The 26,370-nt window shown below is 36.1% G+C and carries 26 protein-coding genes; 17 read left to right on the forward strand and 9 right to left on the reverse strand.

Going from position 1 to position 26,370, the window contains the following annotated elements:
* Positions 1-292 precede the first annotated feature (292 nt).
* From GJU43_RS17220 to GJU43_RS17255, 8 genes are all read left to right on the forward strand, one after another.
* On the forward strand, positions 293-2,512 hold the full coding sequence (locus GJU43_RS17220; protein WP_154342280.1) for a bifunctional (p)ppGpp synthetase/guanosine-3',5'-bis(diphosphate) 3'-pyrophosphohydrolase: 2,220 nt from the start codon (positions 293-295) through the stop codon (positions 2,510-2,512).
* Between the two features lie 20 nt (positions 2,513-2,532).
* The gene (locus tag GJU43_RS17225) at positions 2,533-3,075 is read left to right on the forward strand and encodes a hypothetical protein (RefSeq protein WP_154342282.1); all 543 of its coding nucleotides are present in this window, start codon (positions 2,533-2,535) and stop codon (positions 3,073-3,075) included.
* 185 nt (positions 3,076-3,260) lie between these two features.
* The gene (locus GJU43_RS17230) at positions 3,261-3,719 is read left to right on the forward strand and encodes a Fur family transcriptional regulator (RefSeq protein ID WP_026981862.1); all 459 of its coding nucleotides are present in this window, start codon (positions 3,261-3,263) and stop codon (positions 3,717-3,719) included.
* A 97-nt stretch (positions 3,720-3,816) separates the two neighbouring features.
* Positions 3,817-5,088, forward strand: a complete 1,272-nt coding sequence (locus tag GJU43_RS17235; RefSeq protein WP_154342284.1) for an adenylosuccinate synthase — start codon at positions 3,817-3,819, stop codon at positions 5,086-5,088.
* A 54-nt stretch (positions 5,089-5,142) separates the two neighbouring features.
* Entirely contained in the window at positions 5,143-5,727 is a 585-nt protein-coding gene (locus GJU43_RS17240) for an NUDIX domain-containing protein (RefSeq protein WP_154342286.1), read from the forward strand.
* A 58-nt stretch (positions 5,728-5,785) separates the two neighbouring features.
* Positions 5,786-6,736: an alpha/beta hydrolase gene (locus GJU43_RS17245; RefSeq protein WP_154342287.1), complete on the forward strand. Its 951-nt coding sequence runs from the start codon at positions 5,786-5,788 to the stop codon at positions 6,734-6,736.
* A gap of 80 nt (positions 6,737-6,816) precedes the next feature.
* Entirely contained in the window at positions 6,817-7,689 is an 873-nt protein-coding gene (locus GJU43_RS17250; protein WP_154342289.1) for a L,D-transpeptidase, read from the forward strand.
* Between the two features lie 153 nt (positions 7,690-7,842).
* The gene (locus GJU43_RS17255; protein WP_154342291.1) at positions 7,843-8,343 is read left to right on the forward strand and encodes a hypothetical protein; all 501 of its coding nucleotides are present in this window, start codon (positions 7,843-7,845) and stop codon (positions 8,341-8,343) included.
* A 59-nt stretch (positions 8,344-8,402) separates the two neighbouring features.
* On the opposite strand, the gene guaB is transcribed toward GJU43_RS17255, so the two are convergent.
* The 4 genes from guaB to GJU43_RS17275 form a co-directional block, all read right to left on the reverse strand.
* Positions 8,403-9,875, reverse strand: coding sequence for an IMP dehydrogenase (gene guaB, locus GJU43_RS17260; RefSeq protein ID WP_154342293.1), 1,473 nt, complete (start codon positions 9,873-9,875; stop codon positions 8,403-8,405).
* 261 nt (positions 9,876-10,136) lie between these two features.
* Positions 10,137-11,537, reverse strand: coding sequence for a DUF5723 family protein (locus GJU43_RS17265; protein ID WP_154342295.1), 1,401 nt, complete (start codon positions 11,535-11,537; stop codon positions 10,137-10,139).
* A complete protein-coding gene (locus tag GJU43_RS17270; RefSeq protein WP_229655074.1) occupies positions 11,534-12,064 on the reverse strand; it encodes a hypothetical protein in 531 nt (176 codons plus the stop codon). Before GJU43_RS17270 ends, GJU43_RS17265 begins: the two co-directional genes overlap by 4 nt.
* 104 nt (positions 12,065-12,168) lie before the next feature.
* A complete protein-coding gene (locus tag GJU43_RS17275; RefSeq protein WP_154342299.1) occupies positions 12,169-13,035 on the reverse strand; it encodes a hydroxymethylglutaryl-CoA lyase in 867 nt (288 codons plus the stop codon).
* A 218-nt stretch (positions 13,036-13,253) separates the two neighbouring features.
* Between GJU43_RS17275 and GJU43_RS17280 the strand changes: the two genes are divergently transcribed.
* Entirely contained in the window at positions 13,254-13,859 is a 606-nt protein-coding gene (locus GJU43_RS17280) for a hypothetical protein (protein ID WP_154342301.1), read from the forward strand.
* A gap of 4 nt (positions 13,860-13,863) precedes the next feature.
* Entirely contained in the window at positions 13,864-14,580 is a 717-nt protein-coding gene (locus GJU43_RS17285; RefSeq protein WP_154342303.1) for a DUF3307 domain-containing protein, read from the forward strand.
* Here GJU43_RS17285 and GJU43_RS17290 read toward each other — a convergent pair.
* A complete protein-coding gene (locus GJU43_RS17290; RefSeq protein ID WP_154342304.1) occupies positions 14,566-15,600 on the reverse strand; it encodes a quinone-dependent dihydroorotate dehydrogenase in 1,035 nt (344 codons plus the stop codon). The genes GJU43_RS17285 and GJU43_RS17290 overlap by 15 nt on opposite strands.
* 248 nt (positions 15,601-15,848) lie before the next feature.
* Between GJU43_RS17290 and GJU43_RS17295 the strand changes: the two genes are divergently transcribed.
* The 3 genes from GJU43_RS17295 to GJU43_RS17305 all read left to right on the forward strand — a co-directional run bounded on the left by GJU43_RS17295 (position 15,849) and on the right by GJU43_RS17305 (position 18,970).
* Complete coding sequence (locus GJU43_RS17295) at positions 15,849-16,982, forward strand: formylglycine-generating enzyme family protein (protein WP_154342306.1); 1,134 nt, start codon at positions 15,849-15,851, stop codon at positions 16,980-16,982.
* Positions 16,983-17,103: 121 nt separating this feature from the next.
* Positions 17,104-18,378: a peptidase T gene (pepT, locus tag GJU43_RS17300; RefSeq protein ID WP_154342308.1), complete on the forward strand. Its 1,275-nt coding sequence runs from the start codon at positions 17,104-17,106 to the stop codon at positions 18,376-18,378.
* A gap of 4 nt (positions 18,379-18,382) precedes the next feature.
* On the forward strand, positions 18,383-18,970 hold the full coding sequence (locus GJU43_RS17305) for a YdeI family protein (RefSeq protein ID WP_154342310.1): 588 nt from the start codon (positions 18,383-18,385) through the stop codon (positions 18,968-18,970).
* A 143-nt stretch (positions 18,971-19,113) separates the two neighbouring features.
* Here GJU43_RS17305 and yajC read toward each other — a convergent pair whose 3' ends face one another.
* The 3 genes from yajC to GJU43_RS17320 all read right to left on the reverse strand — a co-directional run bounded on the left by yajC (position 19,114) and on the right by GJU43_RS17320 (position 21,913).
* Positions 19,114-19,389 (reverse strand): preprotein translocase subunit YajC, encoded by a 276-nt coding sequence (gene yajC / locus GJU43_RS17310; protein WP_154342312.1) that lies wholly within the window; start codon positions 19,387-19,389, stop codon positions 19,114-19,116.
* Positions 19,390-19,548: 159 nt separating this feature from the next.
* Positions 19,549-20,460 carry a transcription antitermination factor NusB gene (nusB, locus tag GJU43_RS17315; RefSeq protein ID WP_154342454.1) on the reverse strand — a complete coding sequence of 304 codons (912 nt, stop codon included), beginning with the start codon at positions 20,458-20,460 and terminating at the stop codon, positions 19,549-19,551.
* Between the two features lie 343 nt (positions 20,461-20,803).
* Complete coding sequence (locus tag GJU43_RS17320; RefSeq protein ID WP_154342314.1) at positions 20,804-21,913, reverse strand: Glu/Leu/Phe/Val dehydrogenase; 1,110 nt, start codon at positions 21,911-21,913, stop codon at positions 20,804-20,806.
* 204 nt (positions 21,914-22,117) lie between these two features.
* On the opposite strand from GJU43_RS17320, the gene GJU43_RS17325 reads away from it, so the two are divergent.
* From GJU43_RS17325 to GJU43_RS17340, 4 genes are all read left to right on the forward strand, one after another.
* Positions 22,118-23,896, forward strand: coding sequence for an ABC transporter ATP-binding protein (locus tag GJU43_RS17325; protein WP_154342316.1), 1,779 nt, complete (start codon positions 22,118-22,120; stop codon positions 23,894-23,896).
* Between the two features lie 68 nt (positions 23,897-23,964).
* Positions 23,965-24,333 carry a PUR family DNA/RNA-binding protein gene (locus GJU43_RS17330; RefSeq protein WP_026981839.1) on the forward strand — a complete coding sequence of 123 codons (369 nt, stop codon included), beginning with the start codon at positions 23,965-23,967 and terminating at the stop codon, positions 24,331-24,333.
* Positions 24,334-24,481: 148 nt separating this feature from the next.
* Positions 24,482-25,312, forward strand: a complete 831-nt coding sequence (locus GJU43_RS17335) for an alpha/beta hydrolase (RefSeq protein ID WP_154342318.1) — start codon at positions 24,482-24,484, stop codon at positions 25,310-25,312.
* A gap of 18 nt (positions 25,313-25,330) precedes the next feature.
* Entirely contained in the window at positions 25,331-25,882 is a 552-nt protein-coding gene (locus GJU43_RS17340) for an alpha/beta hydrolase (protein ID WP_154342319.1), read from the forward strand.
* Between the two features lie 118 nt (positions 25,883-26,000).
* Here GJU43_RS17340 and GJU43_RS17345 read toward each other — a convergent pair whose 3' ends face one another.
* On the reverse strand, positions 26,001-26,336 hold the full coding sequence (locus tag GJU43_RS17345; RefSeq protein WP_154342321.1) for a tRNA-binding protein: 336 nt from the start codon (positions 26,334-26,336) through the stop codon (positions 26,001-26,003).
* Positions 26,337-26,370: the final 34 nt, after the last annotated feature.

The following is a 26,370-nucleotide window of genomic DNA, read 5'->3' on the forward strand; positions in this document are numbered from 1 at the left end:
TAGATTCTTAGATTCTTAGATTCTTAGATTCTTAGATTCTTAGATTCTTAGATTCTTAGATTCTTAGATTCTTAGATTGAAATTTAAGAGCCTGCAGCTTTACTATTTTTGTTTTCAAATATTTTTACTATTTATTTTTGAACAAATAGTAGCCATTTCTATTGTCAGACTGAGCGAAGTCGAAGTCCTTTTACCAAAGCAAAAATCTAAAATCTAATATCATAAATCTACAATCCATTCCCTTGCGTATGTTCTAACTTATGCTTATTTTTAGTACTTGAACTATGCCGTTATGATAGAAATAGATATTGAAAAAGAAAACAAAGCAATTGCGCACGAATACAAAGAATTACTTCGAATAAGCTACCAGACTTTATCACCCGCTGACAAAAAACTAATCAGAAAAGCTTTTGATGTCGCAGTTGATGCCCATAAAGAACAACGTCGGAAATCCGGGGAAGCGTATATCTTTCATCCTATTGCAGTTGCGAAAATTGTGGCCTCCGAAATTGGTTTGGGAGCGACCTCAATTGCAGCGGCTTTATTACACGATGTTGTCGAAGATACACCTATAACTGTTGAAGATATTGAGCGTTTATTCAATCCGAAAGTGGCTCAGTTGGTGGAAGGCCTTACGAAGATTTCTATGGTTCAGAAAGATCTCAATGCTTCCATGCAGGCAGAGAATTTCAGAAAAATGATCCTGACGCTGAACGATGATGTACGCGTTATCTTAATCAAACTGGCCGATCGTCTGCACAATATGCAAACCATGGATTCGATGGTGGAATACAAACAAACCAAAATCGCATCCGAAACCTTATACATTTATGCCCCGCTCGCCCACCGTTTGGGACTTTATAATATTAAAACCAAACTCGAGGATTTAGGTTTAAAATACACCGAACCGGCTGTTTACGAAGATATCGTCAGCAAAATCAGGGAGACGAAAGAAGAACAAGACGCTTATATCAAGGATATTTCAGATGTTCTGAAGAAATCTTTAGACAACGAAAACATTGATTACATCATCAAAGGCCGTCCGAAATCTATTTATTCGATTCGCCGAAAAATGCGTGCACAGAATGTGAGCTTTGATGAAGTATACGACAAATTCGCACTTAGAATCGTCTATAAATCAGATCCTCACGATGAAAAATTCGTAGCCTGGAAAATATATTCCATTGTAACAGATCATTACAGACCGAGCCCAAGCCGTTTACGCGACTGGATTTCATCTCCAAAATCAACCGGTTATGAAGCACTGCACATCACCGTCATGGGACCAAAAGGCCGTTGGGTGGAAGTACAGGTTCGAAGCGAACGTATGGATGAAATTGCCGAAAAAGGATACGCGGCACATTACAAATATAAAAATGGAGCCACGGAAGAAAGCGGACTGGATGTCTGGCTGAATTTACTCCGTGAGGCTTTAGAAAATCAGGAAACGAATGCGGTTGATTTTGTCGAGGATTTTAAAATGAATCTGTATTCAAAAGAAATCTTCGTCTTTACGCCAAAAGGAGAAATCAAATCATTGCCGAAAGGAGCCACTTCTCTTGACTTTGCTTTTAGTATTCACTCCGAAATCGGAATTAAAACCAGAGGAACACGTGTAAACGGTCGTCTGGTTCCTTTAAATCACGAGCTGAAAAGCGGTGATCAGGTCGAAGTTATTACCTCTGCCAATCAAAAACCAACCGTGAACTGGCTGGAATATGTAACGACTTCAAGGGCTAAAAATAAGATCAAAAACGTTCTGAACGAGAACACCAAAAAAATTGCCGAAGAAGGAAAAGAATTACTTACCCGAAAACTGAAGCATTTAAAAATCACTATAAGTGAACAGGTTATCAATGAGTTGGTAAACTTCTTTAAACTCAAAACCAGCTTAGATTTATTTTACAGAGTTGGAATCGGCGCCATTGAAAATCAGCAATTAAAAGATTATGCCGCACAAAAAGGCAATACCATTATCAATTTCTTTAAAAATAAAATCAAAAGAAATAAGGATACGGCTGACGATGATATTCACAAACCTGTCATTAGCAGTAATTACGATATGCTGGTTTTTGGAACCGAGCATGATAAATTAGACTATAAACTTTCGCAATGCTGCAACCCAATTCCGGGTGACGATGTTTTTGGTTTTGTAACGATCAACGAAGGGATTAAAGTCCATAAAAAAGATTGTCCGAATGCGATCGGAATGCAGTCGAATTATGCGTACCGTATTATGAGCGCGAAATGGATTGATTCGTCTCAGGAAGAATTCAAAGCCATTATCAACATTACCGGAATGGATGTTTTAGGACTTACCAACCAATTGACGAGAGTCATTTCGAACAATATGAGTGTGAATATTCAGAGTATTTCGTTGAGTACGGATGCAGGAATTTTTCACGGGCAGATTGCAGTAATTGTAAAGAATAACACCATTTTGAAAAAAATGATCAATGCTATCAAAAAAATTGACGGTGTTGATAAAGTAACCCGGGAATACAGAACGTAAGCCTTTATAAATAAGACCTCATGAGAAATGACCATTTAAAAATACCCGAATTAGATTTTGACGAAAACGGAGCACTTATCATTACGGCTTCTGAATCTTCTTCTAAAAATGATTTTGATTTTTTTAAAGGCAAGTCCAATATCATCAATAAAAAACTAAAAAAGAGACTGTGTAATTGCACCGAATGGATCGAATTTCCATCAACCCAGGAAATGTATACCATTTTAAACGGAATTGGCAACATCGATAATTTTCTGGCCACTTTTGACGGAGAACCTTTTGAAGGAATGACTGTTCGCCTTTTTAATCCGGTAACAAAATTATGGAGCATTTACTGGTCGGATTCGAATACAGGTGTTCTTGACAAACCTGTCATTGGTTCTTTTGAAAATAATGTCGGACACTTTTTCTCGGAAGATATTTTTGAAGGTAAAAATGTAATCCAGGTATTCCGATGGGATGCCCGAGACCAGAAAAATCCGGTCTGGAGCCAGGCTATGAGTGCTGATAAAGGAAAAACATGGGAATGGAACTGGTACATGTTTATGACAAAAGCCGAATAAAAATTTTGTTAGTTTTATCTCAGATCAAAACAAATATGTTAATAAAGTTTCTTCAAATCAATAAAAAGAATACGCCGCAAAACCCTTAAACACGAGTATTGGCAGCGTCTAATTCAGGATTTGAAAGTTAAACTTTGAACCTTAAACTTTTATTCATTAAAATAAAAAATTATCTTTGCCAGATTATGACACTAATTTCAACTGACAATACTAAAAATCAAGAAATTGTAAAAAATGTTTTTACAATGTATCTTGAGCAAAAAGGGCATCGCAAAACTCCTGAGCGTTATGCTATACTTCAGGAAATTTACGATAGCGAAGAGCATTTTGATATAGAAAACCTTTATATCAAAATGAAAAACAAGAACTATCGTGTGAGTAGGGCAACGCTATACAACACAATCGAGTTACTGTTAGACTGCGCTTTGGTTAGAAAACATCAATTTGGGCAAAATCAGGCTTATTACGAGAAATCTTATTTTGATAAGCAGCACGATCACATTATCATGACCGATTCCGGTGAAGTGATTGAATTTTGCGATCCGAGAATTCAAACCATCAAAAAAACAATCGAAGAAATCTTTGATATTGAGATCACCAATCATTCATTGTATTTCTACGGAAACAAAAAACAAAAACAATAGTCCGAAAGGAATTATTCAAAAAAATAAAAAAAAAAAGAAAATTAACTACATTAATCAGTAGGGCAACTTAAATTGTCTCAACGCAAATTAAAACAGAATGACCGTAGATTTATTACTAGGATTACAATGGGGAGATGAAGGTAAAGGAAAAATTGTTGACGTTCTTACCTCAAATTATGATATTATTGCACGTTTTCAGGGAGGACCAAATGCAGGACATACATTAGAATTTGACGGAATTAAACACGTTCTGAGAACGATTCCTTCCGGGATTTTTCATAAAAAATCAATAAACATCATTGGAAATGGTGTTGTAATAGATCCGGTAGTTTTTCAAAAAGAAATTGAAGGGTTAGAGAAATTCAACCTTGACATCAAAAGCAAACTGATCATTTCAAGAAAAGCTCATTTAATTTTACCAACTCACCGTTTATTAGATGCCGCTTCGGAAGCATCAAAAGGAAAAGCAAAAATTGGTTCTACACTTAAAGGAATTGGCCCAACTTATATGGACAAAACCGGTAGAAACGGATTGCGTGTGGGAGATATCGAATTAGAAGATTTCAAAGAAAGATACAGAGCATTAGCCGACAAACACGAAGCAATGATTGCTTTTTATGATGTTGCGATTCAATATAACTTAGCAGAACTTGAAAAAGAATTTTTTGAAGCTGTTGAAGAATTAAAAAAATTAGATTTTATTGACAGTGAAGAATATATCTACCAGGCTCAGAAAGCAGGTAAATCTATTTTATGTGAAGGTGCTCAGGGATCTTTATTAGATGTTGATTTCGGAACGTATCCTTTCGTAACTTCATCCAATACTACTGCTGCCGGAGCTTGTACCGGTTTGGGAATTGCTCCTAATAAAATCAAAGAAGTATACGGAATTTTTAAAGCTTACGTGACACGTGTGGGTAGCGGACCTTTCCCAACGGAACTTTTTGACGAAGTGGGCGCTACAATGGCAAGAGTCGGAAACGAATTTGGTTCTGTTACAGGAAGACAAAGACGTTGTGGATGGCTGGATTTAGTAGCTTTAAAATATGCGGTTCAGGTAAACGGAGTAACGCAGTTAATGATGATGAAGGGCGATGTTCTTTCCGGATTTGAAACTTTGAAAGTATGTACTGAATACAACTATAAAGGACAAAACATTTCTCACTTTCCTTATAACATCGAGCCGGAAAACGTAACTCCTGTTTATAAAGAATTTAAAGGATGGAAAGCCGACTTAACAGGATTGACCACTTACGAGCAATTGCCAGTCGAGCTAAAAGAATATATTGAGTTTATTGAAGCAGAAGTGGGTGTGCCAATCAAAATTGTATCGGTTGGGCCAGACAGAAAACAAACGATAACAAAATAAAAATACAAAACGCTCTGATAACAGGGCGTTTTTTTATATAAAACTATTTTCGCCATGAGAAAAAACCCGGAAATTAAAATAACCGAAACTAAATTATTATCCGATAATTGGTATGTACTAAACAAAGTTACTTTTGACTACACAAAGAATGAAGGTAAAACCGAATCTCATATTCGTGAAGTATATGACCGTGGCAACGGAGCAGCAATTTTACTCTATAATACCACTAAAAAAACAGTCGTTCTAACAAGACAATTTCGTTTGCCGACTTACCTTAATGGAAATAAAACCGGAATGATGATCGAGGTTTGTGCAGGACTTTTAGATAAAGATAATGCCGAACAAGCCGTGATTCGTGAAACGGAAGAAGAAACGGGGTATCGCTTAAGTAAAGTTCAGAAAGTGATCGAAACCTATATGTCGCCCGGTTCTGTAACCGAAATTCTATACCTGTTTGTTGGGGAATACGACGAAACCATGAAAGTGAACGAAGGCGGCGGATTGGATGCCGAGCAGGAAAACATTGAAGTTCTCGAATATACTTTTGATGAGGCCTATGCCATGATTGAATCCGGTGAAATTACGGATGCTAAAACAATTATGTTGTTGCAATATGCTAAGATAAAAGGATTGATTTAAGTTTTTCTGACTTATAAATATGCCCTTTTTAATAGACGAAACTCACCTGAAAAATTAAATGAAATTACCTAAATACGGAAAAACAATTATTAAGATACTATTGATTATTTTTATAATAATGAATGGTATAGGTTTTTTCCATGCATACAAATTCACTCATTTTTCAAATAATAAAGCTGAAAAAACTAAAAGTCCTGAAAAATTATCTTCGTTTGAAAAAGCTAAAATTGTACTTTTTGGAGTTAATAACCCGAAACCAAAAAATATAAAATTCCCTTCTCAAAAATATCAAACTTTAAAACTGAAAAGTAATAAAGAAATTGAGTGCTGGCTTATTAAAACTGCTAATTCAAAGGGAACTGTTCTATTATTTCATGGTTACGGAGGTGAAAAATCTCTAATGCTGGAAAAATCAGACGAATTTATAAAATTAGGATTTAGTACGATGCTTGTTGATTTTATGGGAAGCGGAAATTCAGAAGGGAATCAGACGACAATTGGCTATAAAGAAGCTAAAGAAGTAAAAACCACCTTTGATTATTTGAAGCAAAATGGAGAAAAAAACATTTACCTCTTTGGGACTTCGATGGGAGCCGTCGCTATCATGAAATGCATCAACGATGACAAAATAAAACCGTCAGGAATAATACTGGAATGTCCATTTGGTTCAATGTATCAAACAGTATGTGCTAGATTCGAAAGAGCCAATGCGCCTGTTTTCCCAATGGCTGGCATATTACTATTTTGGGGAGGACTTCAAAACGGATTCTGGGGATTTACCCACAATCCAACAAAATATGCAACTAACATAACTTGTCCCACTCTATTGCTTTATGGAGAAAAAGATAAAAGTGTTAGCAGAGAAGAAATAAATGAAATTTTCAAAAACTTAAAGTGCCCGAAAAAGCTACATGTTTACAAAAAAACAGGACATGAAAACTATTTGATAAAGAATAAAACTGAATGGACAGCAAATATTTCTAATTTTCTGCTAAATCGAAAATGTTAATCAGATAAACAATTCAGAAAATTGTGTAAGCGATTAGAGAGGTTATTAAAATAACTTTACACAAATCAAAAAACCAATTTATGAAAAAGTTATACTATACATTCAATATCCTTCTTTTACTTGTTTTAGTTTTGTTGGGGTCTTGTAAAAAGAGTGAAAAGACCGTACAAGAAAAAACCGGAACGAAACCACATAAAACTGTTGAATATAATGAACCAAAATCATTTGGTTTTCATTTTGAAAAAACAAAAAAATGGCTTGAAATCAACAAAAGTGATTCCGCTAAATTTGATATCGTTTATGCCATAAACAGGACAGACAAAGCCAATCTTGCTAAAATGGATTCTATTATAATTCCTGCTGATTTTAGCGGTGATTTAGTATATTATTTACCTTTCCCGCTGCATGTTGCATCTTTAAAAGAAGTTTCAAAAGTCCTTATTTTCTCCTACCCTGCTCAAACTTTTGCTGCCTACGAAAATGGTGAACTGGTTTATACAGGACCAACCAATATGGGAAGAAAAAAAGACCAGACGCCAACCGGATTGTTTTTCACTAATTGGAAAGCCGAAAAAACAACCAGTACCTTTAATGACGAATGGGACCTGAAATGGAATTTCAATATTGAAAACAAACTTGGAGTTGGATTTCATGAATATGAACTGCCCGGATATCCGGCTTCACATTCCTGTCTGCGTTTATTAGAAAAGGATGCCAAATACTTGTACAAATGGGCCGATGAATGGATCCTGAAAGATTCCGAAAATGTGAGAGTAAAAGGGACACCTGTTATTGTTTTCGGAAGCTATCCGTTTGGCGAATCAAAACCCTGGTTTGCATTAGTGAAAGATCCTAAAGCTTTAAATATTTCAGAATCAGAAATTGACACTCAGGTAAAACCTTTCTTAAAAGATATTTTAGAAAATCAAAAAGTTAGAGAAGGCTCTATGTAAAGGTGTTGAGCTTCTAAGATTTATAGTGGTGAAGTTTTTTTTTCTAAAATCATTAATTTTAAAACTAAGTCCTTTTTAAATTCTTAATTTCGCCCGAACTTCTTCTCAATGAATGGGCAGAAGTGATTAAAAACAAATAACCCTAAAATTAAAATGTCAAAAAAACTAATGCTGCTTTTTTTGTTATCAGGCATCTGCATGATCGGACAAACTAAGAAAAACTCAAATTTAGAGACCTATACCAGCCGAAAAAAAGTTTATGAAATAAAATACGCCCCTGAAAGATGGATACGCGCAGATACATCAGACTGGGATGTGGAATTTCATGATCAATACAATTTAGTCACTGCCTATTTTATCGAGTATGATTATTTCATTAGTGATAAAAAATTAAAAAGTACGATTGAAGATGAATATAAGGAGTTTGGTAAAATCAAAAATCTTAAAATCTACAAAAAGAAAATAAAAGACTTAACGGTTAACTATTTCGAATGTGATCTCGATTACAATGATATGTTATATAAGTATCAGGGATTTTTCTACAGCGGAAAAGGCGGATCCATACAAATGCAGTTTGGCGCACAGGCTGAAGCAATAGAACAAAATCAGGGGCTTATTGATGAATTGAATAATGGGATTTCGATTCTCAATTAAATATAAAAAAGGCGTAAAAATAAATCTTACGCCTTTTGTTTTATGATGAAAACTTAAAATTATCTGGAATAATTTGGAGCTTCTTTTGTAATGGTAACATTATGAGGATGACTTTCGGTAATTCCGCTTGAAGTGATTCTCACAAAACGTCCTGTTTCCTGCAAAGTTGGAATATCTTTAGAACCACAATACCCCATTCCGGCACGAAGACCACCAATGAACTGAAGCATACTTTCGTTTAATTCTCCTTTGTATGGAACACGACCTACAATTCCTTCCGGAACTAATTTTTTAACATCGTCTTCCACATCCTGGAAGTAACGGTCTTTAGAACCTGTCTGCATCGCTTCTACAGAACCCATTCCGCGGTAGGATTTGAATTTTCTTCCTTCAAAAATGATTGTTTCTCCCGGAGATTCTTTTGTTCCCGCTAATAATGAACCTAACATTACACAGTCGGCACCGGCAGCAATTGCTTTTGGAATATCTCCTGTATAACGAATTCCACCATCTGCGATAACCGGAACACCAGTTCCTTTTATAGCTGCTGCCACTTCAAGAACTGCAGAGAACTGAGGGAAACCAACACCTGCAACGATACGTGTTGTACAGATAGAACCGGGACCGATTCCAACTTTTACACCATCTGCACCATTCGCCACTAAGTACTTAGCTGCTTCCGGAGTGGCGATGTTTCCAACGATTACATCTATTTGTGGGAATCTTGATTTTACTTCTTTTAAGGTATTTACAACACCTTCGGTATGTCCGTGAGCTGTATCGATAATGATGGCGTCTACACCCGCAGCAACTAATGCAGCGGCTCTTTCGACAGCATCTCCGGTAACTCCAATGGCAGCCGCAACTCTCAAACGTCCGAAGATATCTTTATTTGCGATTGGTTTTTGAGTCAGTTTGGTAATATCCCTGAAAGTGATTAAACCAACTAATTCGTATTTATCATTTACAACCGGTAATTTTTCGATTTTATGGCCTTGTAAAACTACTTCGGCCTGCTCTAATGAAGTTCCTTCTGCAACAGTAACCAGGTTGCTGCTGGTCATTACTTCTACGATTGGTCGGGTTCCGTTTTTTTCGAAACGTAAATCACGATTGGTAACGATTCCTTTTAGGATTCTGTTTTCATCAACAATTGGAATTCCGCCAATTCCGAATTCTTTCATGGCGTTTTTAGCATCTGCAATGGTAGACGTCATCGGTAAAGTTACAGGGTCAATAATCATTCCTGCTTCTGCACGTTTTACTTTTCTAACCTTCGCCGCCTGCTGCTCAATAGTCATGTTTTTATGTAAAACACCAATTCCGCCTTCCTGCGCCATAGCGATAGCCATTGCGCTTTCGGTAACGGTATCCATAGCAGCGGATACTATTGGAACGTTTAGTGTTATGTTTCTTGAAAATTTTGATTTGATACTCACTTCGCGTGGAAGCACATTCGAGTAGTTAGGTACTAATAATACATCGTCGTAAGTTAAACCTTCGCCGATAATCTTGGAGTTGTGTGCTATCATGTTGCAATTTCTAGTTGAATTGCGTGCAAATATAGTGAATAAATTGGCAACTTGTTCACTAAGTTAATCATAAAATTGTATTTACAGGAAAGGTCTTACAAATGATTTAGGAGGTAAATTCCAATTTTTAAATTCCAAATTCCAATAAAGGCGCAGGAAATTTAAATACTAAAAAAGTACAAATTCCAATGAATTACAAACCTGAAACCTGAAACCTGAAACTTGGAATTTGGAATTTAAAAATTGGAATTTATATTTTCATTAATCTTCCCGGTCCTGAAAAACAAAATTGAATCCGAATTGAAAGGCCAGACTATTAGCTTTGGTGACATCTTTATATTCCAGGAGATTATCGACAAGGGCGTAAATATTAAACTTTCCAATCGTTCCTGCGATTCCTAAACCAATATTTTTTTTAGAAAAGGAATCGAAAGTATAAGTCGCTTTTACATCCAGTTTCTCGAAAATACTACGTTTGTAAAAAGCGGTAAAAGCCGTAAATGGCGCTCTTGGCATTGTCATCATAAACAACTGGCCACCCACTGCATTCAGGTATCTTCGGCTCACTTTTCCTTTACAATTACAATCTTCATCAGAGCGGTATTCTCCAAACGAATATTGCATTGAGGAATAGAATTTTACAGGCCGCCAGGTGGTGTATTTGTTATAAAGCGTGTCGCGGGGAATGGCTTTTTCGAAATCATCAAAAACATTTTCAGGTTCATCGATCACAGAAAAAATTGGATTCACGCCTTCATATTCATAATATCCTTTATACGTTAAGGTTTCGATATCTTTCGACTGTTTTATAAAACCCACATCGACAACGCTTGCCGTAAACTGAAGGTTTTCTTTGAAATAATAGGTAATTCCGGCATCAAAACCCAGACCCAGACTCCCGTTAAAGAAGGTATTGTGGGCTATGTCTCCTGGTATACTTCCTTCGTATTCGTCTTTGGTAAAACTTGCAATTCCGGAAGTTTTAAGTTCCAAATCAGAAGAAATGATCTGATTATACACATTGGCTGTCCCCTCATTTTTTCCGGTATAAATATATCCTGAATTTTTCGTAGAAGTTGCATTGGCGCCACTCGAGTAGATTTTGGCACGACCTCCTAAAACCAGCTTATCACTTATTTTTTTATGAAATCCGACATGGAATACCGAAAGCACTTCGGCCCTTAGATTTACATCCCCTAAATTGAATAATTTACCAATATAATCACGGTTTCCGTCTAAGGCAAGTACACCGATATCTTTAGGGAAGTACATTAAAAAATCAAATTCCTGATAGACTCCAAAGGAGATATAGGACTTACTTTCTTTTCCTCCGACTCTGAAACCTCCCGAAAACAATTCCAGTTGCTGGTTGACCTGGGTTTTATCATTATTAGACGATCTGCTTACAATTCGACGGACTTTATCATTGAAATCAACTCCGTTATCAGCAAATAAATCGTAAGCCGAAAAGCTTTTGGAACCCATGTTTGCCGAAACCCCTGACAATGCGGGAACTCCGAAATAAAATTTATAGGAAACATCGGCACCAGGATTTACAAGTGAGGACTGTGGAATAGCGGTAAAATTATACAGTACTTCTTTATTTTGGGAAAAAGAAGAAAGCTGAAAAAGCGCTGTTAGAATATAGATAGCCTTTTTCATTCGATTACCAGATAAGCGGTTGCCCCGGATCGCAATTTTAAACTTCCCGGGCTGTTTTCATCTAAAGGAGCTCCCGCACCCATTTTTACAATAAATCCAATTTTAACAGTTTGTTTCAATAAATCCAATCGTTGTCCTTCGAATATTTCAGTAGTATGTTTTATAAGGTTAGAATTTCCTGAATATGCAGGGGTTTGAAGGGTTATGGTTTCTAGTACGTCATCATTTTCATTGAAAAGTAATAAATCAATTGTAAACGAACGTGCTATTGTGTTTTCAGTTTCGCAATCCAGCTCTAATTTTACGAGATTATCTTTGAAAAATTTCTTCTTAAAAACATCAAATTCCTTTTCGTCAATAGCAATCAGCTGTTCTTGTCCATTATCAGTAAATTCATCTGCCGGCACATCAAAATGAGCCACATTGGCAACAAAAACAGGCTTTAGCTTCAAATCATTCACCTGATCAAAATCTAAATTACTTGAACATGAAATAAATAAAAGAGGAAAAAAAACAACTAGAAACATTTTATTTTTAAAGTATAATCCCATGACTGTATGATAATTAGATTTTAACTAAAACGAATTAAAGTTACTCATTATTATTCCCTTATCATAAAGATACTTTATTTTTAATGAAATTTACCAAACAATTTTGACGCTTCGTTATAAGCACTTTCAAAGCTTAAAGAATTGAGTCCGGTTATTTTTTTGTTAGCCGTAAAATAAGAAATAAGTTTTTCCGTAGGCATATTTCCGGTAAGTTTATCTGTTGCCATCGGACATCCGCCAAACCCCTGGATGGCACCATCAAAACGGGTACAGCCTGCCTGGTGGGCAGCCTCTATTTTTTCGAACCAGCTATCCGGTGTGGTATGTAAATGGGCTCCGAATTCTATTTGAGGATATTTTGGAATTAAATTTGAAAAAAGATATGTAATAACGTCCGGGGTCGAACTTCCTACCGTATCTGAAAGTGATAAGATTTTCACGCCCATTTTAGACAATTTTTCAGTCCACTCCCCTACTATTTCAACATTCCACGGATCTCCGTAGGGATTTCCGAAACCCATAGAAAGATAGGTAACGACTTCTTTATTTTTTTTGTCGGCAATGTCAAGGATTTCTTCCAGTGTGACTAAAGATTCGGCAATGGTTTTATGTGTATTACGCATCTGAAAATTCTCTGATATCGAAAAAGGAAATCCCAGGTACCGAATGGCTTCATGCTCTGAAGCGGAAGCCGCACCTTGTGTATTCGCAATTATAGCCAAAAGTTTACTCGTTGTCTGAGACAAATCGAGTTGGGCCAGAACGGCTGTGGTATCCTGCATCTGCGGAATAGCTTTTGGCGAAACAAAACTCCCAAAGTCAATGGTATCAAATCCTACCCTCAGCAAAGCCTGGATATAGGAAACTTTATTTTGGGTTGGAATAAAATCCCTGATACCTTGCATGGCATCACGTGGACATTCGATAATTTTGATTTCTTTATTCAAAGCTTATTCTTTAGTGAAGGCTAAGTTAGTTTCTTTTTTAAAGAAATAAAAGTTATAATTTTCTTTAATTACAATGTTCCACAATAGTGTAACATTTAAATATGTTACCTAAAAGAGTAACAATTAAAAATGTTACATAAAAAGGTAACATTAAAATATTATTTTACTTATATTTGTACTATTATTATTATCTATTTATTTTAATTATATTTGAATCTATGACCAGTGTAATTACAGGAGACCTAATTGACTCGAGAAAGCAAAAATCTAAAGACTGGGTAGAAGGTTTAAAAAAAATTCTCTCCCACTTTGGAGAAACCCCAGTAGAATGGGAAATCTACAGAGGGGACGAATTTCAAATTGAAATAAAAAATCCTGAAGATGCGTTATTGTCAGCTATCCTGATAAAAGCACATTTAAAGGCTTTAAAACTGGACGCCCGTATGAGTATCGGTTTTGGGGATAAAACACATGATGCTGAAAAAATATCCGAAAGTAATGGCTCTGCCTTTATCAATTCAGGAGAGCTTTTTGAGACTTTAAAAAAACAACGCGTCACTTTAGCAGTGCGCACAGGTGACAGGGCTACAGATGAAAAAATGAATCTAATGATCCGGCTGGCCTTAACTTTTATGGACAACTGGCCTGCACCATCTGCTGAATTTACAGCCATTGCAATAGAAAACCCGGGTCTGTCCCAGGAAGAATTAGCTCCTAAACTGGGGGTCAAAAGAGCCGCTGTAAGCCGAAGACAAAAACGTGCCCAATTTGATCTGATTATGGATTTAGACCGCTATTTTAGAAAACAAATAAACAATTTATAATCTTATGATTTTATTTATAAAACTGCTTTTAGCACATTTACTGGGCGATTTTATATGGCAGCCCAACTCATGGGTAGCCGATAAAGAAGCTAAAAAACACAAAAGCATTTATTTATATCTTCATATCCTGCTGCACGGAACTTTAGCCGCAATTCTTGCCGGAGAAATTCAATTTATACCGTATGCGGTTCTTATTGCCGTTACACACGGAATTATCGATCTGGTCAAATTAAATTTTCAGAAGAACAAAACAAAACGCAGCTGGTTTATAGCCGACCAATTCCTGCATCTCATTGTTTTAGCCGGAGTAACACTATTCTACCAAGACAAATCCATACTTATGACCTGGCCTGATCATCAGTTTTGGATTTTAGTAACGGGAACTATATTGATCACAAAGCCAGCTTCCATTTTTATCAAAATAATAATTTCGATATGGAGTCCTGAAAGCAGTAATAATCACAGCGATCATTCGCTTGCCAATGCGGGTAATTACATTGGCATATTAGAGCGGTTATTTGTTTTCTGTTTTATCCTGACAGGTCATTTTGAAGCAATCGGTTTTTTATTGGCAGCAAAATCTATTTTTAGATTTGGAGACCTCAAGGAAGCCAAAGACCGGAAACTAACCGAATATGTTTTAATTGGTACTTTATTAAGTTTTGGAATCGCAATCCTTACAGGACTTATTGTTCAGGCACTGCTTTTACAACTGCTGTAAAACCTTTTTATTGATAGCTTTTACCAAAGCCGGACCTTCATAAATAAAACCGGTATATAACTGCACCAGACTTGCCCCTGCATTTAGTTTTTCGATCGCATCATCGGCTGAATGAATTCCTCCTACACCAATAATCGGGAATGCCTTATTGCTTTTCTCCGAAAGAAAACGAATGACCTCAGTAGAACGCTTTGTTAAAGGTTTACCTGACAAACCTCCCATTTCAGTTTGGTTTGCAGCTTGCAATCCTTCACGCGAAATTGTCGTATTGGTCGCAATTACACCTGCAATCTGCGTTGTTTTTACAATATCAATAATGTCCAGTAATTGTTCGTCCGTTAAATCCGGAGCAATTTTTAAAAGGATCGGTTTTACTTTCTGACTGCTTGTTTTTTGCTTTTCTACATTTCGGTTCTGCAAAGTCTGCAGTAAAGCCGTAAGCGGCTCCTTATCCTGTAAAGCCCTTAAATTGGGTGTGTTGGGCGAACTTACATTCACCACAAAATAATCTACATGATCAAACAAGGCATCAAAACAAATGATATAATCATCAACAGCATTTTCGTTTGGGGTAATTTTATTTTTACCGATATTTCCACCGATTAAAACACCTGAATTCTTTTTCAGACGTTCTGCCGCTTCCAGAACCCCTCCATTATTAAACCCCATTCGGTTAATAATAGCCTGATCTTCTTTTAACCTGAACAATCTTTTCTTCGGATTTCCTTCCTGCCCCACCGGTGTAACAGTTCCTATTTCGATGAAACCAAATCCAAAATCAGAAAGCTCTTTATACAATTTGGCGTCCTTATCAAATCCTGCTGCAAGTCCAACCGGATTTTTAAACTTAATTCCAAAAACTTCCCGTTCTAAACGAGTATCTTTTACTTCGTAAATGGATTTAATAATTGACGAAACGCCGGGGATTTTTGACAGGAATCTAATAAATGAAAAAGTAAAATAATGCACTTCTTCCGGATCAAACCAAAAAAGTATCGGGCGAATTATCAATTTATACATAGTAAAGTTGTTGTTGTTTTTTCGGTTGCAAATTTAACTATAATAGTTGAAATCTCCCTACATACTTTATCAGTGAAGTTAAAATAATTTGCATAAAAAATATTTACTCTATAGAATAAGTAGAATTTTTATATCTTTGAACTAAAATTATACAACCTTATTAAACAAATCTATTTGACAAGCTTGTTCTTCCTTAATCGAATCTATTCAGCTGTAAAACAATCATTTTTAAATTAAAATTTGCCCTGATGAAAAATAAAATTTACTGGATATTTGCCATTCTGATCCCAGCTGCTATTTCAGTCGCCTTTAGTTTCAACAATTTTAGTACGCCAAAAGAAAACTCAACCGCAATGGATTGTAAAGAGACTCCAACTACTACACCAGCATCTGAATTCGAACCTACTATCATTAATAAAAATTCAGCCCCCTCCAAAGCTCCAAAAGGAATGGTATGGATTCCCGGCGGTGAATTTTCAATGGGCAGTAATATTGAAGACGAAAGTTTATGCAGCATAAAAGGCGTTACAAAAGACGCCTCTCCCGTTCACCGTGTCTATGTTGATGGTTATTTTATGGATGAAACGGAAGTGACCAACGAAGAATACGCAAAATTTGTCAACGCTACCGGTTATATTACAGTCGCCGAGCAAAAGCCAACCCAGGAAGAATTTCCGGGTGTTCCGACAGAAAATTTAATAGCAGGTTCTGCAGTATTTTCTCCCACAACGGCCGCTGTAAATCTCAACGACTTCATTCAATGGTGGTCATACGTAGGCGGAACGGACTGGAAACACCCTTTGGGACCGGAAAGTTCCATAAAAGGAAAAGAAAAATATCCCGTGGTACAAATTACCTATGAAGATGCAGTTGCCTATGCGAAATGGGCAGGGAAAAGATTGCCAACCGAAGCCGAATGGGAGTTCGCTGCCCGCGGCGGAAAAACAGGAAATCTGTACGCGTGGGGAAATACCTTAAAACCAGACGGAAAATTTCAGGCGAATATCTATCAGGGACATTTCCCCATTAAAGATGGAGACACAGGAGAAGATGGTTTTAAAGGCATTGCGCCTACCGCCCAATTTAAGCCAAATGCGTTTGGCTTGTATGATATGGCCGGAAATGTATGGGAATGGGTAAACGACTGGTACAGTCCGTCCTATTATACTGAATTAAGCAAATACGGAAAGACAACAAGAAATCCTCAGGGACCCGATACTTATGACGTTCAGAATGATCCTGAAAAAAAACGGGTACATCGCGGGGGTTCCTTTTTATGTACCGATCAATATTGTACCCGATATATGGTAGGCACCAGGGGAAAAGGAGAAATCCGGTCTGCCGCCAACCATCTTGGATTCAGATGCGTCAAAAGCATTTAAAAAAATTAACCCCGAAAAAGGATGCTACAGCAAACAGAATCGTGTTTTATTTGAATTTAGATATTATTAACCGCAATAATACAGCGCAGAAAAATGTCTATATTTGCTAAAAAATAAAAAAATGCAACACCTTATAGATCGTTTTATCAGTTATGTAACAATCGACACAGAATCTGATCCGAACTCAAAAACTACCCCAAGTACCGAAAAACAATGGAATCTTGCCAATAAACTAGTCGAAGACCTAAAAACAATTGGATTACAAGAAGTTACCATAGATGACAAAGCCTATATTATGGCAACTTTGCCAAGTAATGTTGCTCATGAAGTTCCTGTAATTGGATTTGTTTCGCATTTTGATACTTCCCCGGATTTTAGCGGTGCTAATGTAAAACCTCAGATTATTGAAAATTACGACGGAAAGGATATTGTGCTGAACGCTGAAAAAAATATTATTTTATCACCCAATTACTTCAAAGATTTATTACAATATAAAGGCCAGACCATCATTACAACAGACGGTACAACACTTTTGGGCGCTGATGATAAAGCCGGAATTACCGAAATTGTTTCGGCTATGGAATATCTGGTACAGCATCCTGAAATCAAACACGGAAAAATCAGGATTGGTTTTACACCTGATGAAGAAATTGGTCGTGGTGCACATCATTTCGATGTTGAAAAATTCGGTGCCCAATGGGCGTATACAATGGATGGAAGTCAGATTGGTGAATTAGAATATGAAAACTTCAATGCTGCCGGTGCTAAAATTACTTTTAAAGGAAAAAGCGTTCACCCGGGTTATGCAAAAGGAAAAATGATCAATTCGATGCTGATTGCAAATGCGTTCATCAATGAGCTTCCAAAAGGAGAAACACCACAGGAAACAAAAGGTTACGAAGGATTTTTCCATGTGCATCACCTGACAGGAAGTATTGAAGAAACAGTATTAGAGCTTATTATTCGTGATCACAACAAAAGTAAGTTTGAAAAAAGAAAAAGCTTAATCGAGAAAATTGCAAAAAAAATCAATAAAAAATTCGCCAGACAATTTGGAGAAGATATTGTAACCACTGAAATAAAAGACCAGTATTACAATATGAAGGAAAAAGTACTTCCGGTAAAACATATTGTGGACATTGCCGAAAAAGCAATGAAGGAATTACAAATCAAACCGATCATCAAACCCATTCGCGGCGGAACTGACGGATCTCAGTTATCGTTTATGGGATTGCCTTGTCCTAATATTTTTGCGGGTGGTCACAACTTCCATGGGAAATACGAATATGTTCCTGCAGAAAGCATTCAGAAAGCGACTGATGTGATTGTAAAAATTGCGGAATTAACGGCAATTGCAGGTGCTTTTGATGTAACCGAAAAACCTAAAAGAAAATAATACATTGGAACCGAATTCCGATAAAAAGCACGTTTGGGACAAAGTTAATACCTGGGAAGAAGAACTTCTTTTCCTCAAATCTATTATTGACAAAACGGAGTTGGTTGAAACTATAAAATGGGGCGGTCCAATTTATGTCTACAACAAGAAAAATGTTATTGGGATTGGTGGTTTTAAGAATTACTTTGCCATTTGGTTTTTGAACGGAGTTTTCCTGAAAGATGAGAAAAAGCGATTAATTAATGCTCAGGAAGACAAAACAAAATCCATGCGTCAATGGCGTTTTACTTCAAAAGAAGAGGTAAACGAAAAAGAAGTTTTAGAATATATCTTAGAAGCCATTGAAAACGAAAAGCAGGGAAAAGTCATAAAACCGGTTAAAAAAGAAACAATTGTTTCTGAATTACTGGAAAAAGAAATGAAGCAAAACCCGGCTTTATCAGAAGCTTTTCACAAATTCTCTCCTTATAAACAATATGAGTTTCTGGAATATATTGAAACGGCTAAACAAGAGAAAACCAAATTGTCAAGAATAGAAAAAGTGATTCCGATGATATTGGGAAATGTTGGACTGAATGATAAATACCGATAGTTGTAAATTTTAATTTAAAATTCCAAATTCCAATTATTGTAGACATCAAGCAGAGTAACTGACAAGATTAAACATAAAAAAATCCCAAATTCCAATTGTTACATTGGAATTTGGGATTTATATTTTTTGGAATTTCAAAAACTTTATGCCTTTTTATTCAAAGCTGAACTCATTTCCAAAGAAATGGCAGAACGCTCAATTTTTAATTTACCAGACATGGTTTCGATGATTACAGAAGTTTCACCAAGTTCAACAACTTTACCGTGAAAACCACTTTTAGTAATTATTTTATCCCCCACTTTCAGGCTGCTTTCAAATTCTTTTTCGTTTTTTGCTCTTTTTTGTTGTGGTCTGATCATAAACAAATAGACTATCACAGCCATTAAGCCTAACTGGATATACAATGTATAATTTCCCATAATTTAAATTCTGTTTTTGTTTATTATTAATATTTTTTTTTAGCTCTTCGACTTCGCTCAGAGTGACATCTTTATTTTGGAATTTGGCTCTTCGTCTTCGCTCAGAGTGACAACTTCATTGGAATTTGGAATTTAAAAAAATTGAAAATTTACTTTCAATTACATCAAACCTCTTCCTACTTTAATCATCTTTTTGTTGGCTTCCAGCTCTTTAACCAGATTATCTAAAATTCCGTTGATAAAAATACTGCTTTTTGGCGTAGAATACTCTTTAGCAATTTCTAAATATTCGTTAAGTGTTACTTTTACCGGAATGGAAGGGAATTTTAAAAACTCACAAATTGCCATTTTTAGAATAATTGTATCAATTTCCGCAATACGATCGCTGTCCCAATTTGGTGTTTTGTCTTCGTATTCTTTTGCTAAAATAGATTCGTTTAAAACTGTTCTTCTGAACAAATCTTTTGCAAAATCTTTATCTTCCACATCTTTGTACAATTTCGGCACTCTGAAATCATCCGGATCTTCAGTTTTGATAGCTTTCAGTTGTTTGATAATATGCGTATTTACAACAGGAATATCATCAACCCAGGTTAACTTATCGTCTTCCAGGTATTCATACAATTTATCATTCGGAACAATAACATCAGCAAAAAGATCTACAATAAATTGTCTGTCTTCCTGAAAAGTATTCGTCGTAGTCTTCATGTAGTTGGCGTACAATTCACTCGACTTGATATCATTTAAAAGCAATAAAATATAATCATCATTTAACGACCAGTTATTGATTTTACGATTTTCTAAAGCGATACTAAGGGAGTTACTTTCGGCAAGCAGCTGAAAAATTTTGTTCTTGATAAATTTTTCATTTGGATTACGTTCTGCTGCAGTGGCAAGATGTTTTTTACTTGACAGATGTAAAAAAACAGATTCTTTTTTACAGATCTCTATCAATGAAGATAGCATTATTAAATATAAATCCTGAATATTATCAATACTGTAAAAAAGAAACTTCTCTTCTTTTTCCATATTGTCAGAACCGCTTTGATGCATTGCATAAATGGACTGCATTACCTTAACGCGTATGTGTCTTCTATTTACCACCTTGTAAGAACATTTAAAAATTAGTCTGCAAAAATAAGTATTTAAGAACTGATATTAAAATTTAAATCCATTAATTTTCGAACAAAAAGCAGTCACAGTGTTTAGTCGCAGTCGCAGTTTGGCAGTCTCAGTAGTACGAGTAAAAAAAGTCGCAGCGTTTAGTCTCAGTTTGCAGTATTAAGTCACAGTCGCAGTATACAGAATGAAAAAAGTCTCAGTCACAGTCACAGTTTTCACTTGCGAAACTGCGACTGCGACTGCGACTGAGACTGAGACTGAGACTAAGACTGTAAACTGAGACTATAAAAAACTACTTCTTAGCTGCGTTCTCGATTTTTCTTAAATCGATACGATTCTGAGCAATGGTAAGTGCCGCTTTATGTGTTGTCATTCCGTTTTTCACGGCATAATCGATAATTTCTAAAGTAGTGTTATAGATATTTTCGGTTTTGCGCATGATTTCTTCTTTGCCATAATGCTCTAATTCAGCATAAACATTGATGATTCCACCAGCGTTAATCAGGAAGTCAGGTGCATATAAAATACCTCTTTCTGATAATCTTGCCCCGTGAATATTTTCATCAGCTAATTGATTGTTGGCAGCACCGGCAATCACTTTAGCTTTTATTTTGTTTACGGTATCATCGTTGATTGTCGCTCCCATGGCACATGGTGCATAAATATCAACATCGGCCGTATATAAATCTTCTCCTGTAAATATGGTTGCGTTGTATTTTTGAGCTACCTGATATAATTTCTCTTCGTTAATATCCGTAATAAAAACCTGCGCTCCTTCTTTAGTAAGATATTCTACCAAAGTTTCACCAACGTGTCCAATTCCCTGAACCAAAACTTTTTTACCTTCTAAAACATCAGAACCAAACTTACTTTTAGCAGCAGCTTTCATTCCCAGGTAAACACCATAAGCGGTTACCGGAGAAGGATTTCCTGAACCTCCTCTTTCTTCTGAGATACCCGTAACGTAAGGCGTTACATCTCTCACAGTGTCCATGTCTTTGGTTTCCATTCCGACATCTTCAGCTGTAATATATCTTCCGCTCAGCGAGTGTACAAATTCACCGAATTTACGCATAAGCTCCGGTGTTTTTTGTGTTTTGGCATCACCAATAATTACTGCTTTTCCGCCACCAATATTAAGTCCGGTAATTGCAGATTTATAAGTCATACCTCTTGAAAGACGCAAAACATCGTTTAAAGCTTCCCATTCCGTATTATAATTCCACATTCTGGTACCTCCTAAAGCCGGTCCCATAACTGAATTATGAATACCAATAATTGCTTTTAAACCTGTATCTTTGTCATTGCAAAATACAATTTGTTCGTGATCGTTAAAAGATAACTGACCAAAAACAGGATCCATTTTTTGAAGTTCTTTTCCAGTTGCGAAAGTTGCATCCATAGCGTTACTATTTATTTGTTAAAATTATGAATTTGTCAAAAAGACATCTCAAACATAAACAAAAAATACACATGTGCTAATATTTTATCCTTATAATAACAAATTAACAATCGATTTATATTGACTAAATTACAGTTTCTATTGCTTTTAATTGAAAGTAATTTATAAAATCAATATCATTTCAACATTGAATATCTTAAAAAAATGAAAGAATTACGCTATTTAAACAAATATTTCATTAAATATAAATATAGTTTTTCACTGGGAATTTTAATCACCATAATCGCACAAATATTTTCCTTATTTACTCCAAAGCTGATTAGCAAGTCTTTAAACGCCATTGAAAAGTTTGACAAACTGCCCAAAGCCGACCAGGCATCAAAAGTTATTATCGCCTCTTATCATCAGGATTTAATTCATAACGTATTGCTAATCATAGCCACTACAATTGTTGCAGGTTTTTTAACCTTCTTAATGCGTCAGACTTTAATTGTTATGTCACGTCATGTGGAATTCGATTTAAAAAACGAAGTCTTCAGGCAATATGAAAACCTGTCCCAAAACTTCTACAAACAAAACAGGACCGGGGATTTGATGAACCGAATCAGCGAAGACGTTTCAAAAGTCCGCATGTATGTGGGTCCTGCGGTTATGTATACGATCAATACCTTTATTCGTTTTGCCATCGTGATTATTTATATGTACAATGTATCGCCATTACTGACCTTGTATACCATATTACCACTGCCGATACTTTCATATTGTATTTTTAAACTGAGTTCCGAAATCAATAAAAGGAGTACTATTTTTCAACAATATTTATCTAAAGTTTCCAGTTTTTCTCAGGAAATATTTTCAGGAATCCGTGTAATTAAAGCTTATTCTTTGGAGAATCAGCATCAGAACAACATGATCGCCCTTGCCGACGAAAGCAAAAGAAAAAGTTTAAACCTCGCAAAAGTGCAATCGCTTTTTGGCCCTCTGATGATTGCCCTGATCGGAATCAGTAATCTGGTTGTGATTTATTTCGGAGGAATGATGTACATCAACGGAACGATTCAGAATATCGGAACAATCGCAGAGTTTATTTTATACGTTAACATGCTAACCTGGCCTGTAGCCTCATTGGGATGGGTTTCTTCGATGGTACAGGAGGCAGAAGCTTCCCAGAAACGTCTGAATGAATTTTTGAAAATTGAACCGGAAATCAAAAATAACAATGAAAATCCATCCGATATCCAGGGTTCTATTTCTTTTGAAAATGTGAGTTATACGTATGAAGACACCAATATTGAAGCTTTAAAAAATGTAACGTTCACCGTCAAAAAAGGAGAAACTTTAGCTATTCTCGGAAAAACAGGTTCCGGAAAATCAACCATATTGTCCCTTATTTCCCGTTTGTATGATGTTACGGACGGAAGAATAACCATTGACCAGAATGAAATAAGCACTTTAAACTTAAATGACCTAAGAAACAATATCGGGATTGTGCCTCAGGACGCTTTTTTATTTTCGGATACGATTAAAAACAACATCAAATTCGGCAACCGGAATGCGACTGATGAACAAGTAATTGAAGCAGCACAAAATGCTGTAGTTCATGATAATATCATGGCTTTCAACAAACAATACGACACCATTTTAGGAGAAAGGGGCATCACCCTTTCCGGTGGCCAGAAGCAGCGTGTATCGATTGCAAGGGCCATTATTAAAAATCCTGCGATTTTACTTTTTGACGATTGTCTGTCTGCTGTCGATACAGAAACAGAAGAAACGATCCTGAATAATTTGTTCGAAATCTGTAAAGATAAAACTACAATAATAGTCAGTCATCGGGTATCATCCGCCAAAAATGCCGACAAAATAATCATTTTGGAAGACGGTAAAATCATTCAACAAGGCTCTCATAATCAATTAATAAATCAGGACGGTTATTATGCAGCGTTATATTTAAAACAACTTTCGGAAAAAGAATTACTTTAATTGTTGCGTAATAGATAAATTTTTATGATTTTTGAGTACTATTAATTCCAAAAATGATAGAACGTATTATGAGAGAAAATGACATGTTAGAAAAAGAAGAGATTTTTTCTAAAGTATTACGAGCAGGGAGAAGAACTTATTTCTTTGATGTAAGAGCTACGAAAGCTGACGATTATTATATCACGATTACTGAGAGCAAAAAATTCACTGAGGAAGATGGTTCTTTTCACTTTAAAAAACACAAAATTTACTTATACAAAGAAGATTTTGGTGCTTTTGCCGAAATACTTGAAGAAATGACTTCATACGTCCTGAACCACAAGGGCGAAGAAGTAATCTCTGAAAGACATCAGAAAGATTTTAAAAAAGAATACGGTTCTGATAAACCTGAAGGACAAAGATCCAGCTTTACTGATATTGATTTTGACGATATTTAGTCCTACATAACTTTTTAAAAAGTACGAGTCCAATATGTCCTGCATTTTGGACTTTTTTTATATATTTAAGTTTAGATTTTCAGATTTTGGACTAGTCGATTTTTAGAATCTTGCTAAAACCACCATTTCTGGTTAATACCTTATAAAAATGAAAAAAATATTTCTTTTACTTAGTTTCTTCTTATTTGCAATTTCTTCTTTTGCTCAAAAAACAGCATATGAAACCAAACTAAATATCCAGTATTACAATTCAGCTGTCAATAAGTCTGATTCTTATATCAATGAACGTTGCGTATTAGACATTTATTATCCAACGAACATTAAAAATTTCGCCACTATTATCTGGTTCCATGGCGGAGGACTGACCGGAGGAAACAAGGAAATTCCGGAAGCTTTAAAAAATAAGGGTTTTGCTGTTATTGGTATAAATTACAGATTATCCCCAAAAGTAAAAGCAGCAAAAAGCATCGAAGACGCCGCCGCTGCCATTGCCTGGACATTTAACAACATTGCGGGTTACGGGGGTGATCCTTCGCTGATCTTCGTTTCAGGGCATTCTGCGGGAGGATATTTAGCTGCAATGACCGGACTGGACAAAAAATGGCTGCAAAAAGAAGGCATTGATGCTAATAAAATTGCAGGTCTTATTCCGTTTAGTGCCCAATGCATCACCCATTTTGAAATCAGAAGAGAAAACGGAATTCCGGAGACACAACCCACAATTGATGCTTTTGCACCGCTTTTTTACGTTCGTGCCGATGCTCCGCCTTTATTATTAATAACCGGGGACCGCGAACTCGAAATGTTAGGCCGTTACGAAGAAAACGCCTATTTGGCGCGCATGATGAAATTGGTCGGACACAAACAAACCAAACTTTTTGAACTGGACGGCTACGGACACGGAATGACTGAACCCGCTTTCCCGTTACTTGTCAATGAAGTAAACCGAATTATAAAAGAACATCAAAAATTAAACTAAACTTAAAAATCCACGGCAATGGAAACTAATTTATTAATACTACCGGGACTCGGAAACTCAGGCGAAAAACACTGGCAAACTTTCTGGCATGAAAAATTCAAAAACTCCAAAAGGATTGTTCAGGACAATTGGGATGAGCCCATCAGAGAAGAATGGCTCGAAAGATTAAAAGAAGAAATTTCAAAATTAGACCAACCGACTATTCTTGTGGCGCACAGTTTAGCTGTTTCCCTCGTTTTACACTGGGCTGCTTCACATACGAATAAAAACATTGTGGGAGCTTTATTAGTTGCTCCTGCCGATGTAGATTCACCTCAGCACACTCCTGAATCGGTTCGGAATTTTTCACCTATACCCACTTCAAAGTTACCTTTTCCATCCATTGTTGTAGCAAGTGAAAACGATCCCTATGCCTCTTTCGAGAGAAAAAAATATCTGGCAGAAAGATGGGGCAGCGATTTTATCAATGTGGGACAGCAAGGTCATATCAACTCTGACTCCGATTTAAAATACTGGGAAGAAGGGCAGCTGATTTTACAACAATTAATTGCAAAAATTAATACTCTTTAGTGTAGTTTACAGTCGCAGTTTTCAGTCCATGCAAGTTAGCAGTCCCAGTCGCAGTCTTCAGTGTCAATTGTGTCTGTAAACTGGGACTGAGACTGCGACTGTAAACTGAGACTAAAAACTAACCAATCCGAAGCCCATTCTCTATTTTAAAATCCGGAGCCAGTAAAATAACATCTCCTTCTTCGCCTACCGCACCCAGCACGAGACATTCACTCATGAATTTTCCGATTTGTTTTTTGGGGAAGTTGACTACAGCAACAATTTGTCGGTTTAACAACTCCTCTTTTTGATAGCGCTTTGTAATTTGGGCTGATGATTTTCGGATACCAATTTCGGAACCGAAATCAATCGTGAGCTGATAGGCCGGTTTTCTTGCTTCAGGAAAATCATTTACTTCCAGTATTGTTCCGACACGCATGTCAGTTCTTTCAAATTCATTCCAGGATAAATCCATATTGTACTTTTTTTAGTATTTACAAACCTATTAA

Origin of the sequence: Flavobacterium sp. LC2016-23 (genome assembly GCF_009674775.1) — a bacterium.
GTDB lineage: Bacteria > Bacteroidota > Bacteroidia > Flavobacteriales > Flavobacteriaceae > Flavobacterium.

Bases quoted from the DNA above. Each gene is read 5' to 3' on its own strand.
- GJU43_RS17280 (WP_154342301.1), top strand. From the start codon at position 13,254: ATGACCAGTGTAATTACAGGAGACCTAATTGACTCGAGAAAGCAAAAA.
- GJU43_RS17235 (WP_154342284.1), top strand. From the start codon at position 3,817: ATGACCGTAGATTTATTACTAGGATTACAATGGGGAGATGAAGGTAAA.
- GJU43_RS17240 (WP_154342286.1), top strand. From the start codon at position 5,143: ATGAGAAAAAACCCGGAAATTAAAATAACCGAAACTAAATTATTATCC.
- GJU43_RS17230 (WP_026981862.1), top strand. From the start codon at position 3,261: ATGACACTAATTTCAACTGACAATACTAAAAATCAAGAAATTGTAAAA.
- GJU43_RS17255 (WP_154342291.1), top strand. From the start codon at position 7,843: ATGTCAAAAAAACTAATGCTGCTTTTTTTGTTATCAGGCATCTGCATG.
- GJU43_RS17220 (WP_154342280.1), top strand. From the start codon at position 293: ATGATAGAAATAGATATTGAAAAAGAAAACAAAGCAATTGCGCACGAA.
- GJU43_RS17325 (WP_154342316.1), top strand. From the start codon at position 22,118: ATGAAAGAATTACGCTATTTAAACAAATATTTCATTAAATATAAATAT.
- GJU43_RS17295 (WP_154342306.1), top strand. From the start codon at position 15,849: ATGAAAAATAAAATTTACTGGATATTTGCCATTCTGATCCCAGCTGCT.
- GJU43_RS17290 (WP_154342304.1), bottom strand. From the start codon at position 15,600: ATGTATAAATTGATAATTCGCCCGATACTTTTTTGGTTTGATCCGGAA.
- GJU43_RS17250 (WP_154342289.1), top strand. From the start codon at position 6,817: ATGAAAAAGTTATACTATACATTCAATATCCTTCTTTTACTTGTTTTA.
- GJU43_RS17285 (WP_154342303.1), top strand. From the start codon at position 13,864: ATGATTTTATTTATAAAACTGCTTTTAGCACATTTACTGGGCGATTTT.
- GJU43_RS17345 (WP_154342321.1), bottom strand. From the start codon at position 26,336: ATGGATTTATCCTGGAATGAATTTGAAAGAACTGACATGCGTGTCGGA.
- nusB (WP_154342454.1), bottom strand. From the start codon at position 20,460: ATGCAGTCCATTTATGCAATGCATCAAAGCGGTTCTGACAATATGGAA.
- guaB (WP_154342293.1), bottom strand. From the start codon at position 9,875: ATGATAGCACACAACTCCAAGATTATCGGCGAAGGTTTAACTTACGAC.
- GJU43_RS17320 (WP_154342314.1), bottom strand. From the start codon at position 21,913: ATGGATGCAACTTTCGCAACTGGAAAAGAACTTCAAAAAATGGATCCT.
- GJU43_RS17270 (WP_229655074.1), bottom strand. From the start codon at position 12,064: ATGTTTCTAGTTGTTTTTTTTCCTCTTTTATTTATTTCATGTTCAAGT.
- GJU43_RS17265 (WP_154342295.1), bottom strand. From the start codon at position 11,537: ATGAAAAAGGCTATCTATATTCTAACAGCGCTTTTTCAGCTTTCTTCT.
- GJU43_RS17245 (WP_154342287.1), top strand. From the start codon at position 5,786: ATGAAATTACCTAAATACGGAAAAACAATTATTAAGATACTATTGATT.
- yajC (WP_154342312.1), bottom strand. From the start codon at position 19,389: ATGGGAAATTATACATTGTATATCCAGTTAGGCTTAATGGCTGTGATA.
- GJU43_RS17330 (WP_026981839.1), top strand. From the start codon at position 23,965: ATGAGAGAAAATGACATGTTAGAAAAAGAAGAGATTTTTTCTAAAGTA.
- GJU43_RS17340 (WP_154342319.1), top strand. From the start codon at position 25,331: ATGGAAACTAATTTATTAATACTACCGGGACTCGGAAACTCAGGCGAA.
- GJU43_RS17335 (WP_154342318.1), top strand. From the start codon at position 24,482: ATGAAAAAAATATTTCTTTTACTTAGTTTCTTCTTATTTGCAATTTCT.
- pepT (WP_154342308.1), top strand. From the start codon at position 17,104: ATGCAACACCTTATAGATCGTTTTATCAGTTATGTAACAATCGACACA.
- GJU43_RS17225 (WP_154342282.1), top strand. From the start codon at position 2,533: ATGAGAAATGACCATTTAAAAATACCCGAATTAGATTTTGACGAAAAC.